Source organism: Bacillus sp. SSR7, assembly GCF_055902415.1.
Map to the genome: position 1 here is coordinate 53,217 of NZ_JBVVXV010000002.1, position 13,446 is coordinate 66,662.

At 37.8% G+C, this 13,446-nt stretch carries 12 protein-coding genes and 1 other annotated feature; all 12 genes read left to right on the forward strand.

Going from position 1 to position 13,446, the window contains the following annotated elements; all coding sequences use genetic code 11:
* The first annotated feature begins 103 nt into the window (after positions 1 to 103).
* The 12 genes from spoVID (at position 104) to minD (ending at position 13,403) form a co-directional block, all read left to right on the forward strand.
* A complete protein-coding gene (gene spoVID, locus AC0NJG_RS04270; protein WP_087954190.1) occupies positions 104 to 1,081 on the forward strand; it encodes a stage VI sporulation protein D in 978 nt (325 codons plus the stop codon).
* Between the two features lie 62 nt (positions 1,082 to 1,143).
* On the forward strand, positions 1,144 to 2,169 hold the full coding sequence (gene ysxE / locus AC0NJG_RS04275) for a spore coat protein YsxE (RefSeq protein ID WP_087954191.1): 1,026 nt from the start codon (positions 1,144 to 1,146) through the stop codon (positions 2,167 to 2,169).
* A gap of 120 nt (positions 2,170 to 2,289) precedes the next feature.
* Positions 2,290 to 2,522: a binding site (T-box leader), on the forward strand.
* A gap of 39 nt (positions 2,523 to 2,561) precedes the next feature.
* Entirely contained in the window at positions 2,562 to 5,207 is a 2,646-nt protein-coding gene (locus AC0NJG_RS04280) for a valine--tRNA ligase (RefSeq protein ID WP_088326776.1), read from the forward strand.
* Positions 5,208 to 5,300: 93 nt separating this feature from the next.
* Positions 5,301 to 6,602, forward strand: coding sequence for a bifunctional folylpolyglutamate synthase/dihydrofolate synthase (locus AC0NJG_RS04285; protein ID WP_088326774.1), 1,302 nt, complete (start codon positions 5,301 to 5,303; stop codon positions 6,600 to 6,602).
* A 165-nt stretch (positions 6,603 to 6,767) separates the two neighbouring features.
* Positions 6,768 to 7,730: a stage II sporulation protein B gene (locus AC0NJG_RS04290; protein WP_474062888.1), complete on the forward strand. Its 963-nt coding sequence runs from the start codon at positions 6,768 to 6,770 to the stop codon at positions 7,728 to 7,730.
* A gap of 221 nt (positions 7,731 to 7,951) precedes the next feature.
* Entirely contained in the window at positions 7,952 to 8,527 is a 576-nt protein-coding gene (locus AC0NJG_RS04295; protein ID WP_087995343.1) for a Maf family protein, read from the forward strand.
* 46 nt (positions 8,528 to 8,573) lie between these two features.
* The gene (gene radC, locus AC0NJG_RS04300) at positions 8,574 to 9,251 is read left to right on the forward strand and encodes a DNA repair protein RadC (protein WP_087954196.1); all 678 of its coding nucleotides are present in this window, start codon (positions 8,574 to 8,576) and stop codon (positions 9,249 to 9,251) included.
* A gap of 157 nt (positions 9,252 to 9,408) precedes the next feature.
* Positions 9,409 to 10,428: a cell shape-determining protein MreB gene (mreB, locus tag AC0NJG_RS04305; protein WP_000466737.1), complete on the forward strand. Its 1,020-nt coding sequence runs from the start codon at positions 9,409 to 9,411 to the stop codon at positions 10,426 to 10,428.
* A gap of 41 nt (positions 10,429 to 10,469) precedes the next feature.
* On the forward strand, positions 10,470 to 11,321 hold the full coding sequence (gene mreC / locus AC0NJG_RS04310; RefSeq protein WP_308902247.1) for a rod shape-determining protein MreC: 852 nt from the start codon (positions 10,470 to 10,472) through the stop codon (positions 11,319 to 11,321).
* A 14-nt stretch (positions 11,322 to 11,335) separates the two neighbouring features.
* Complete coding sequence (gene mreD, locus AC0NJG_RS04315) at positions 11,336 to 11,881, forward strand: rod shape-determining protein MreD (RefSeq protein WP_000975752.1); 546 nt, start codon at positions 11,336 to 11,338, stop codon at positions 11,879 to 11,881.
* Positions 11,882 to 11,916: 35 nt separating this feature from the next.
* Positions 11,917 to 12,603 (forward strand): septum site-determining protein MinC, encoded by a 687-nt coding sequence (gene minC, locus AC0NJG_RS04320; protein ID WP_000391517.1) that lies wholly within the window; start codon positions 11,917 to 11,919, stop codon positions 12,601 to 12,603.
* Between the two features lie 2 nt (positions 12,604 to 12,605).
* Complete coding sequence (gene minD, locus AC0NJG_RS04325) at positions 12,606 to 13,403, forward strand: septum site-determining protein MinD (RefSeq protein WP_000503311.1); 798 nt, start codon at positions 12,606 to 12,608, stop codon at positions 13,401 to 13,403.
* Positions 13,404 to 13,446 lie beyond the last annotated feature (43 nt).

Genomic DNA, 13,446 nt, shown 5'->3' on the forward strand with positions numbered 1-13,446 from the left:
AAAGAAAATCGCTCTTCAAAAGGGGAGCGATTTTTTTTATTCATAAAGTCAGCTTTCCGTACATAAATCTGTAATGACATATAGTTTGGGAGGGGGAAAAGAAGTGGCAACAGATCATTCATTACGTTTTTCATTAAAAGAATCTGTTTGGTTCCAAAAAGGACAGGAAGTCGAAGAACTTTTGTCAATTTCGTTAGATCCAGACGTTGAGATAGAAGAGCTTGATCATGAGGTAATTGTGAGAGGGCAATTAGATTTAACGGGAGAGTATGTTGCACGAAAAGATGATTCAGCTTATTCATTAAGAGATCTATCGCCAGCGAAGTCCATTGATTATGTAGAAACAAGAGAAGATGGGGTTAATGAACTTGTTCATTCCTTCCCGCTTGAAATATCAATCCCAAGAAACCGTGTGAAAGTAATTGAAGAACTATATGTATCTATCGAGGAATTTGATTATGAACTAAAGGAAAATGGTTGCTTACAATTATTAGCGGATATATCTATTACAGGTTTATGTGATGAAGAAAGAATTGAGGATGAAGAGGAAGAAACGGCGTATGCTGAGTTAGAGGATGATTCTGCGCAAGAGCATGAAACTAGACCAACGCCACAAGTCGAAGAGCCAGCCTATAAGGAATCAGATGAGTGGGAAGATTACGCATTTGAACCGTTCCAACTAGAAGAAAGAAAAGAGCAGGAAGTAGAAGAAGAGGAAATAGAAGAACATGAATTTGTAGAGCGTGAAGAGGAGAAAGAAACAACGCCGCAATTTGAATTGTTCGGAAGAAAAGACTTCAAGAAAGAAAAAGCGAAAAAACAAGAAGTACAAGAAGAGGAAACGTATTCACAGCGGGATGAAAATGCGCTTTATTTAACGAAATTATTTACGAAAGAACCGGAAGAAGAATTTACAAAGTTAAGAATGTATTTTGTGCAAGAAGGAGATACGATCGAATCTGTTGCAGAACGCTATGAAACATCTGTACAAAACTTATACCGTGTCAATCAAACAGAAGATATATATTTAACTACAGGACAAATTATTTATATTCCTGTTTCAAGAGCAAAAGCGAAATAAGTGAGTGTTTTCACTCACTTATTTTTCTAAAGGCTATGTTTTGAATAGAAAGGGTTATTCGTATGGATATGGAATTACGAAATCGCTATGAACCCATTGTAAGGCAATATAAATTGGATACGCAGCATATGGAAGAGCACGGAAGTGTGACGAAAATTTATACGAATCAAGGTCCATATGCGCTCAAGAAAATAGAAGGCAGGAAGTTAGAGCGGAATAACTTTTTGCATCATATTCAATATTTGAAGGAGAAAGGTTTTTCAAATTATGTACCTATATACCATGCGACGGACGGAAATTATATTTTAAGTGATGGTACGTATAATTATTATTTAATGCCTTGGTTAGAGCGTGCGGAAGGGAACGGCGAGGATAATGATCAATACCATAAAATGTTTCAGACTCTCGGAACGTTGCACCAAAAAACAGTAAAAGAAGAAACGTATACAGAAGAGGATTTAGAAAAACATTATACAAATATATCCGATCGCTGGGAAAATGATGGAGAGATGTTAGAAGAGTTTCTTGTAGAATCTGAAGCGAAGTGGTATATGTCTCCGTTTGAATTGCAATATTGTACGTACTATCATCACGTAATGAGGGCGCGTGAGTTTGCAACGAAGCAATTAAATGAGTGGAACGATGCGATGAAAGAAAAAGAAAAAACACGTATTACTTTTGTACATGGTAACGTATCGCTTAATCATTTTTTATTTGATTATGAACGGAATGGCTATTTTATTAGTTTAGAAAAATCGAAGTTTGCAACACCTGTGCAAGATATTGTAGGGTTTTATTCTCGGTCGTTAAACACATATCCAATTGCGCGAAGTGATCGGTTTGAATGGTATCAAATGTATCAAAAAAATTTCCCTTTTACGAAAGAAGAGCAACTACTCATGTTTGCGTATATGACGTATCCATCGCAATTTATTCGGCAAATCCAGTCTTATAAGAAAAGAAGAGAGCGGCGTAATGAGGAAAATGAACTTCTCGGAGTAAAGAGTTTGCAACAAGCGCATTGGCTCGTTAGTAATATAGAATATTTCCTTTCGCAATTACAAGCTGCCCAGCAAGGGAACGGATAAGAAGATAAGTAGAGGCTGCTACTTATCTTCTTTTTTTACTCAAAAAGCTGTAGTCTTAAATTTATCTTGACGAATAAGGTTTCGTTTTTTACACTATTGTATATAATAATTAACAATCATATAAATGCCTTGAAGGGGAAGAGTATAACAAGAAACGTCTTCAGAGAGGAGAATCATTAGCTGGGAGATTCTCTAGATAGTTATGTTAGAAGGTAGCCCTGGAGCATCTTTTCTGAACGGAATAGTTCTCATTAGGAAAAGACGGATTTGTCCGTTATCAAATTAAGAGTATAAGCAAATTCCTGAATTTGTTTGTAAATAAAGGTGGTACCGCGATGTCCCTCGTCCTTTTTTTGGATGAGGGGCATTTTTTATTTTAAGGAGGGAAAATAATGTCAAACACGGAAAAGAATTTACCAACTAAATATGATCATATGTCCGTTGAAGAAGGCCTTTATCAGTGGTGGCTAGAAGGCAAATATTTTGAAGCAACAGGAGACGAGAAGAAACAACCGTATACAATTGTAATTCCACCTCCGAACGTAACTGGTAAGTTACACCTAGGTCATGCTTGGGATACAACTCTTCAAGATATTTTAACTCGTACGAAGCGTATGCAAGGTTACGATGTATTGTGGCTTCCAGGAATGGACCATGCGGGTATCGCAACACAAGCGAAAGTAGAAGGGAAACTTCGTGAAGAAGGTATTTCACGTTACGATCTTGGCCGTGAGAAATTCCTTGAAAAAGCATGGGAATGGAAAGAAGAATACGCTTCTCACATTCGTCAACAATGGGGGAAAGTTGGTTTAGGACTAGACTATTCTCGCGAACGTTTCACATTAGACGAAGGTTTATCTGATGCGGTTAATAAAGTATTCGTTCAATTATACGAAAAAGGCTTAATTTACCGCGGTGAATATATTATTAACTGGGACCCGGCAACACGCACAGCTCTTTCTGATATCGAAGTAATTCATAAAGAAGTTCAAGGTGCATTCTACCATATGAACTATCCGTTAACAGATGGTTCTGGTCACATTCGTCTTGCAACAACTCGTCCAGAAACGATGCTTGGTGATACAGCGGTAGCGGTTCATCCAGAAGACGATCGTTACAAGCATTTAATCGGAAAAACAGTTACACTTCCAATCGTGGGTCGTGAGATTCCAATTATTGCTGATGAGTATGTAGAAAAAGATTTCGGAACAGGCGTTGTAAAAATTACACCAGCCCATGACCCGAATGACTTTGAAGTAGGTAACCGTCATGACTTACCGCGTATCTTAGTAATGAACGAAGATGGATCGATGAACGAAAAAGCTGGTAAGTATAACGGCATGGATCGTTTCGAATGCCGTAAAGCGTTAGTACAAGATTTACAAGAAGCCGGCGTATTAGTAGAAATCGAGCCTCATATGCATTCAGTAGGTCATAGTGAGCGTAGTGGTGCAGTTGTTGAGCCTTACTTATCAACACAATGGTTCGTAAAAATGGCTCCACTTGCTGAGAAGGCAGTAGCGCTTCAACAAAAAGAAGAAGAGAAAGTAACGTTCGTACCAGATCGTTTCGAAAACACATATTTACGTTGGATGGAAAACATTCACGACTGGTGTATTTCTCGTCAATTATGGTGGGGACACCGCATTCCAGCTTGGTATCATAAAGAAACTGGTGAAGTATACGTAGGTACAGAAGCGCCAGCAGATATTGAAAATTGGAATCAAGATAACGACGTACTTGATACATGGTTCAGTTCAGCGTTATGGCCATTCTCAACACTTGGTTGGCCAAATGAAGATGCAGCGGACTTCAAACGTTACTATTCAACTGATGCACTAGTAACTGGTTATGACATCATCTTCTTCTGGGTATCTCGTATGATTTTCCAAGGGTTAGAGTTTACAGGCGAGCGTCCATTTAAAGATGTATTAATTCACGGTTTAGTTCGTGATGAGCAAGGACGTAAAATGAGTAAATCTCTTGGTAACGGTATTGACCCAATGGAAGTTATCGAGAAGTACGGTGCAGATGCAATGCGTTTCTTCTTATCAACAGGAAGTGCACCAGGTCAAGATTTACGCTTCAGCATGGAGAAAGTAGAATCTACTTGGAACTTCATTAACAAAATTTGGAATGCATCACGTTTCGTATTAATGAACATGGATGACATGAAATATGAAGAAATCGATTTAACTGGTGAAAAATCAGTTGCAGATAAGTGGATTTTAACTCGCTTAAATGAAACAATCGAAAGCGTAACACGTAACATGGATAAATATGAGTTCGGTGAAGCTGGTCGCTCATTATACAACTTCATCTGGGATGATTTCTGTGACTGGTACATTGAAATGGCGAAACTTCCTCTATACGGTGAAGATGAAGCAGCTAAGAAAACAACTCGTTCTATTTTAGCTTACGTATTAGATCAAACAATGCGTCTATTACACCCATTCATGCCATTCGTAACAGAGAAGATTTGGCAACATTTACCGCACGAAGGCGAATCTATTACAGTAGCAGCGTGGCCAACAGTACGCGAAGATTTACAAGATGCAGAAGCTGCAGCAGAAATGCACCTTCTAGTTGATATCATTCGTTCTGTTCGTAACATCCGTGCAGAAGTTAATACGCCAATGAGCAAAAAAGTTCAAATGCAAATTAAAGCAAAAGATGAGGCTGTACTTGCTCAGCTTACGAAAAATAGCTCTTACATTGAGCGTTTCTGTAACCCAAGCGAGTTAACAATTCAAACGGATTTACAAGCACCAGAAAAAGCGATGACTGCAATCGTAACAGGTGCAGAGTTATTCTTACCGTTAGCTGATCTTATCAATCTTGATGAAGAGAGAGCGCGTCTTGAGAAAGAACTTGAGAAGTTCGATAAAGAAGTAGAACGTGTACAGAAGAAACTTTCAAACCAAGGTTTCGTAGCGAAAGCTCCTGCGGCAGTTATTGAAGGAGAGCGTGCGAAAGAGCAAGATTACCTAGAAAAACGCGAAGCAGTTCGCCAACGTTTAGCGGATCTTGAGAAATAAAAATGTTTTTTAGAGACTCACTATATTGGTGAGTCTCTTTTCTTTGCGTATAATAGAATGATGAAGGTTGTCTTTTGAAAGGGGAAAGCATACGTGATACATACATACGAAGAAGCGATAGGCTGGATTCATAGTCGATTGAAATTTGGTATTAAACCAGGATTAGAAAGAATGAGATGGATGCTAGAAGAGCTCGGAAATCCAGAGCGTCACATAAAATGTGTTCACCTTGCTGGTACAAATGGAAAAGGTTCAACGTTAACATATATGCGTTACATGTTAGAAAATGCAAAATATAAGGTAGGAACATTTACCTCCCCTTACATTGAAACATTTAACGAGCGTATTAGTGTGAATGGAACACCAATTGCAGATGAAGAGATTACTGAACTTGTAAAGATGGTAAAGCCAGTCGTTGAAAAACTAGATGAGACGGATTTAGGGGAAGCGACTGAGTTTGAAATTATTACTGTTATGGCAATTTGTTATTTCGGTAAAGTTAATTTCTGTGATGTTGTTTTATTTGAAACAGGGCTTGGAGGGCGCTTTGATTCTACGAATGTGATTCATCCAGTTCTCACGATTATTACGAATATCGGTCACGATCATATGCATATTTTAGGTAATACACTAGGAGAAATTGCATATGAAAAGGCGGGGATTATTAAGTCTGGTGTTCCGGTTATTACTGGTGTGCAAGATGAGGAAGCGCTGCAAGTCATTCAAAAAGTTGCAAAGGAAAATCATGCAAATTTATACGAGATGGGCAACCATTTTACATCGTTACATAAACAGTCTAGCGAAGATGGAGAACAGTTCGATTTCACTTGCCCTTTCGCCTCTTTTGAAGATGTGCGAATTTCAATGAAAGGCAGCCATCAAGTAGGAAACGCAGCACTTGCACTTATGGCAGTCATGTATGTAAAAACATACTTATCATTTTTAATTGAGGAAGAAGAAATAAGAACTGGATTACAGGAAGCGTATTGGGTGGGGCGCTTTGAAAAACTGCAAAGTAATCCGGATATTATTATAGATGGTGCTCATAACCCAGAAGGTATTGAAAGTCTTGTGAAAACGGTAGAATCACATTACAAAGCTAAAAATGTAATAGTTTTATTTACTGCCCTTGGTGATAAACAATTGCACAATATGGTAGGTCAATTAGAAACCATCGCCGATGAAATTATTTTTACAACATTCGCCTTTGATCGTGCTATTTTAGCAGGCGAGCTTGCATCGTATTCAAAGAAAGAGTCAAAATTAGTTTTTGAAAATTGGAAAGAGGCAATTGATACGAAGGTTGAAATGCTTGGAGAAAATGATGTTTTTATCATAACAGGTTCTCTTTATTTCATTTCGGAAGTTCGAAAATATATTCGCGAAAAAAACTAGATAGTCTTTGCTATCTAGTTTTTTTGTTCTACAAATGAAGTCAAATGCATACATATAAGATAAATATATAGGGTTATTTGGCGAATTCCTCTGACAAATATCTCGTTTTTTTGTGAAATGAATATGATATGATGCGGACAACGATAAGAGGTGAGGTGTGAGTGTATGGACAAGCAATCACGAACGATCTCAGTGAAAGTGAATGGAACAGAAGCGAAGTATGAGGAGAAGAAGAAAGATGAATTTGACTGGATGGTAGTAGAAAGTGAAAGGCCAAAAAACGTTGTTCCGTTTCAAAAATCGAAAGTAGCGTCTACGGAAAAAAATCGAAAGAAGTGGAGTAATACGTTAATTGCAATCGTTGCAACTGCAATTATTATTGGTACGACGTTTGGGATGGGGATGCTACAGTTACTGAAAGGACAAGGTGCCACAGGAGGAAGTGAAGTAACAGCTTCGAAGCAGATGCGAAAGGAAGAATCAAAGGTTGGTGGAACGGCAGAACAAACACCAGCACCAAAAGAGGAAAAAACAAAAGCACAGACAGGAACGTCATTAGATCCAATGAAATTATTTTTTGTTCAAGGAGGAATCTATTCTTCTGAAGAAAAGGGACAGGCCGCTCTTGAAGAGTGGAAAGGTAATGGAGGTGTAGCAGCCTTAAAACCGAGCGGTGATAAGTATGCATTAGTTGTTGGTATTGCTGGCGATGAACAAGGCATAAACCAATTAATGACGCAGTATAAAAATGATAATGTCTCCGTATTGAAAAAGGACTGGGATATAACAGATAAAGCGTTACTGAAAGATGATAAAGAAGTTGGGGCGTTTTTAACAAAAGTACAGCCATTATATACTCATTTAGCAAAATATGCTTCTAGCGTACAAGCTAGTGAAAAAGGTAATGCAAAAGATATAAGTGCAATCGAAAAAGAGTGGAAAGCGATTGAAAAAGAAGGGAAAAGTATGAAGCAGGAAGAAGCAAAGAAATTGTATATGTACACGTCAGTAGCTGTGCAAACAGTGAAGGACGGAAAAGGTGATAAGGAATCTTTAGCGAAATTAAATCAAGTTATCATTGATGGTATACTTTCATACGAAAAAATTGTTTCACAAAAGGTGAAATAATAGGATAATGAAATGACGAAGGAAGAAGTGTAGATGCTTCTTTCTTTTCTTTTGAATTTAGAGTAAAGTGCTTTCTCTATGACAGGAATATAATCGTGTTTTAGTAAGGAAGTATTATTTTGTTTAGAGAAAATAATATTTCTTTTATTTGTGGACAAACTACTCCTTTGATACGATTGATATAAATGATTCTGCTTCATGTGAGAAAGGAAGGAGAAAATATGAAAAAAATTATTTTAGCTTCAGGATCACCTCGCAGGAAGGAATTACTTGAGTTAGCGGGTGTGCCATTTGAAATTATTGTAAGTGAAGTAGAAGAAACGATTGGTGCGTATTCATCGCCTTCTGATATTGTTATGTCCCTTGCCCTGCAAAAAGCATCTGCGGTAGCAGAAAATAACAGTGATCATATTGTGTTAGGTGCAGACACAATTGTTACATATGAGTCGCGTATTCTTGGAAAGCCATCTAATGAGGCTGAGGCGAAAGAAATGTTGCAATTATTATCAGGGAAAACACATGAAGTGTATACTGGTGTTGCAATTATAGCAAAGGACAAAACAGTCACTTTTTACGAGCGTACAGAAGTTACGTTTTGGGAATTAACAGAAGAGGAAATTGACGCATACATTGCATCAAAAGAGCCTTTGGATAAAGCAGGAAGTTATGGGATTCAAGGTAAAGGATCTATTTTTGTTCAACATATTCAAGGGGACTACTATAGTGTAGTTGGGTTACCAATTTCACGTCTTGTTCGGGAATTAAAACAATTTAATATTGATGTAACCCATGCGTAAAACTGCATGGGATTTTCTTTGAGAGAACAAATAAAGGGGTGGAGAAATGAACGGTATTCGTGATGTTGTCAAAGAAGAACAGCCACGGGAGCGTTTATTGTTAGAGGGAGCTGGAAGTTTATCCAATCGGGAGCTTCTTGCAGTGTTACTCAGAACAGGTTCTAAAGAAGAAACAGTTTTGAAGTTATCAGATAAAATTTTACATCACTTTGATGGTTTACGTATGTTGAAAGATGCAACGTTAGAAGAGCTTGTCAGTATACATGGTGTCGGGGTTGCAAAGGCAACGCAGCTTATAGCTGCTTTTGAACTCGGTAGAAGAATGGTGCGGTTAGAATATCAAAATAAATACAGCATTCGAAGCCCGGAAGATTGCGCCAGATATATGATGGAAGAAATGCGCTTCCTGCAGCAGGAGCATTTTGTATGTCTATATTTGAACACAAAGAATCAAGTTATACATAGGCAAACGATTTTCATTGGAAGTTTAAACTCATCAATTGTACATCCAAGGGAAGTTTTTAAAGAAGCGTTTCGCCGTGCAGCAGCCTCTATCATATGTCTTCATAACCATCCCTCAGGAGACCCCGCGCCGAGCCGAGAAGATATTGAAGTAACAAAACGCTTAGTAGAATGCGGCCGGATTATCGGAATTGAAGTGCTCGATCATATTATAATAGGTGACCATAAATTCGTGAGTTTAAAGGAAAAAGGTCATATTTAAGACTATGCTTTTTACTTATTTTGTTTTATAATGTGATTTATGAGTTTTTTGTAGAAAATTATCTACAAAAAGGATAAAGATATAAAAAACGTACTGTTTTTATAATATAAAGTAAGAAAAAATGAGTCCGTGAAAACAAGAAAGGAAGATAAATAATATGTTTGGATTTGGTGGCTTTACTCGCGATCTTGGAATAGACTTAGGAACTGCGAACACGCTTGTATATGTAAAAGGAAAAGGTGTAGTTTTACGTGAACCTTCAGTAGTAGCGTTACAAACTGATACGAAACAAATCGTTGCTGTAGGTAGCGATGCAAAACAAATGATTGGTCGTACACCAGGAAACGTTGTGGCACTTCGCCCGATGAAAGACGGTGTAATTGCTGATTACGAAACAACAGCAACAATGATGAAATATTACATTCAACAAGCTCAAAAATCAAATGGATTCTTCTCACGTAAGCCTTATGTAATGGTATGTGTACCATCTGGTATTACAGCTGTAGAAAGACGTGCAGTAATCGATGCGACTCGTCAAGCTGGTGCTCGTGATGCTTATCCTATCGAAGAACCATTTGCAGCAGCAATTGGTGCAAACTTACCTGTTTGGGAACCAACTGGTAGTATGGTTGTTGATATCGGTGGCGGTACAACAGAAGTTGCAATCATTTCTTTAGGCGGTATTGTAACAAGTCAATCAGTTCGTGTTGCTGGTGATGATATGGATGATTCAATCATTCAGTACATTAAGAAAAGCTACAACTTAATGATCGGTGAAAGAACAGCTGAAGCATTAAAATTAGAGATCGGTTCTGCAGGCGAGCCAGAAGGTATTGAGCCTATGGAAATTCGCGGTCGAGATTTAGTAAGTGGTTTGCCAAAAACAGTGCTAATTCAACCAGAAGAAATTGCAGATGCATTAAAAGATACAGTAGATGCAATTGTAGAATCTGTTAAAAATACGTTGGAGAAAACTCCACCTGAATTAGCGGCAGATATTATGGACCGTGGTATCGTATTAACAGGTGGCGGAGCATTACTACGTAATTTAGATAAAGTAATTAGTGAAGAAACAAATATGCCAGTTCTTGTTGCAGAAGATCCATTAGATTGCGTAGCAATTGGAACGGGTAAAGCATTAGACAATATCGATCTTTTCAAAACTGCTGCTCGATAATATTGCAAAATAAAAATCAATGAAATTAAGAGGGTGTGAACGTGCCACAGTTTTTCTTAAACAAAAGATTAATTGTTTTGTTAGTTAGTATTATTCTTCTCGTGGCATTGATTGGAATCTCATTGAAAGAACGGAACAGTTTAACATGGCCAGAGCAGTTTGTTAAAGACACTGTCGGTGTGGTAGAACGTGTATTCCAAAAGCCAGCGAAATACGTAGCTGGATTCTTCGAAAATGTAGAGGATGTAAAGCGCACGTATGAAGAGAATAAAGAATTAAAAGCAAAATTAGACAATTATGCAGGTCTATCAGGGAAAGTAAAACAATTAGAAGATGATAACAAGAAGTTACAAGAGTTAACGGGTAAAAAAGAGTTAAATAGCCAATATACTGAAATTCCAGCTACTGTTGTTTCGCGTAATCCAGATAAATGGTACGATTTAGTTGGTATTGACAAAGGAGCACAGCAAGGAATTAAAAAAGATATGGCTGTAGTAACTCCACAAGGTTTAGTTGGACGAGTGAAAAGTGTATCTCAGTTTACATCATCAGTAGAGTTATTAAGCTCTATGAGCCGAACAAATCGTGTTTCTGCTATCGTACAAGGTGATGAGAAAATCTTTGGATTGATTGAAGGTTATGACAAAGAAAAGCACTTACTTCTTTTCACAAAGATTGGCTCTGATGCAGACGTAAAAGCAGATCAATTAGTTGTAACATCTGGACTTGGTGATATTTTCCCGAAAGGTCTTGTAATTGGAAAAATCGTTGATGTTCAGCCGGATCCATACGGTTTAACAAAAACAGCTTATGTAAAACCTGCCGCTGATTTAAATGACGTAGAGCATATTATGGTTGCGAAACGTGAAACGCCTTCAGCGCCATTAGAATAGGAGGGGGAGAAGAGATGATGAAGATTTTAAAAAGAGCAGCTCTTCCTCTTTTGCTCCTTTTTGTTTTTTTATTTGAAAATATGTTTGCTACTATTGTTCCAACAGCAGTTTTTTGGAAAGACAGTATAGCAGCACCTCATTTCTTTATCATAGTGTTATGTTTTGTTACTGTGTACTACAGTCCGGTCCAAGGGATTTATTACGGACTATTATTTGGTTTCTTATTTGATACCGTATACACGGAACTTGTCGGTATATATATTTTTGCGTATCCGATTTTAGCTTATTTAGTTTATAGTGTGATGAAGGTACTACAATTGAATTTATTTATTGTTGTCTCTATCGTACTAGCTAGCATTGCAGCATTAGAGTATTATGTGTATGGATTTTTAACTTTGTTAGGACGTACTCATATGTCGGCGTATGTCTTTTTCACAGATCGTCTCCTGTCTACTTTATTGCTAAATGCAATTTTCTTATTGATAGTTTGTTTCCCACTGAGACGATATTTAGTGCGTCTTTCAAAAGCGATGGAAGAAAAAGAAAAAAGGATTTTCTAATTTTATGTCGAATTGAATCGGTGGGGTGAACTTTAGTGGAAGAAAAAAAGCAACAAAATGTAACAATAAAAGGGACAAAAGACGGGATAACGCTTCATTTAGATGATTGTTGTTCATTCTCTGAATTACTGAAGGAATTGGATGAAAAGCTTTCTACTCATTACTATGATGGTGATGGACGCTCTTTAATTGAAGTGCATGTGAAAGTGGGAAATCGTTATTTAACAGAAGTCCAACAAGAAGAGATTCGTACGTTAATTCGTAATAAAAAGAATCTCGTTGTGGATTCGATTGAAAGTGATGTTATAACGAAAGAGGAAGCAATAGCTTGGAAAGAAGAAACAGAAATTGTCCCTATTTCCAAAATTGTTCGCTCTGGACAAGTTTTACATGTAAAAGGAAATTTATTGTTAATTGGTGATGTTAATCCAGGCGGAACGGTTATCGCTGGGGGGAATATTTTTGTCGTAGGATCATTAAGAGGAATTGCGCATGCTGGGTATTATGGGGATTCGGATGCTGTAATCGCTGCATCTGTTATGAACCCGATGCAACTTCGAATTAGTGATGTGGCAATGCGGGCTCCGGAAGAGAAAGAAGACGGAGCGGAGGCGGCAGAATGTGCGTATATTAATGAGAACAATCACATTGTTGTCGATCGACTGCAACTTCTCACTCATCTTAGACCTAATTTAACAAAGTTAGAAAGGGGAATTGTATAGCTGTGGGAGAGGCAATAGTAATTACATCTGGAAAAGGCGGTGTAGGTAAAACTACAACGTCTGCGAACATTGGTACAGCCTTAGCGTTATCTGGAAAGAAAGTGTGCTTAATTGACACAGATATCGGTCTTCGAAACTTAGACGTAGTAATGGGGCTGGAAAATCGTATTGTATTTGATCTTGTTGATGTCGTTGAAGGGCGTTGCCGTTTACCTCAGGCTCTTATTAAAGATAAACGTTTTGATGATCTTTATTTATTACCTGCAGCACAAACGAGTGATAAATCAGCGGTAACACCTGAACAAATGGATGAATTAATACAAGTATTACGTCAAGATTATGATTACATATTAATTGATTGTCCTGCGGGGATTGAGCAGGGATTTAAAAATGCGGTAGCTGGTGCGGATAAAGCAATCGTTGTTACGACACCAGAAGTATCCTCAATGCGTGATGCGGATCGTATTATTGGGCTTTTAGAAAAAGAGGATATTGAACCACCGAAACTTGTTATTAATCGTGTGCGTAGTCATATGCTTCATGAACAGGATATGTTAGATGTTGATGAAATCGTACGTACATTGTCAATCGAGCTTCTTGGTGTTGTCGAAGATGATGATGAAGTTATTCGTGCTACAAATACAGGTGAGCCTGTAGCGTTGCAACCGAGCGGAAAAGCAGCGTTAGCTTATCGTAATATTGCAAGACGTTTGTTGGGTGAGAATGTCCCATTACAAGCATTTGAACAAGAAAAGGTATCGGTATTTACAAAGGTGAAAAACTTCTTTGGAATCCGTTAAAAGCACTTCGCATATTTGCGGAGTGCTTTCTTTTTTCTTCACA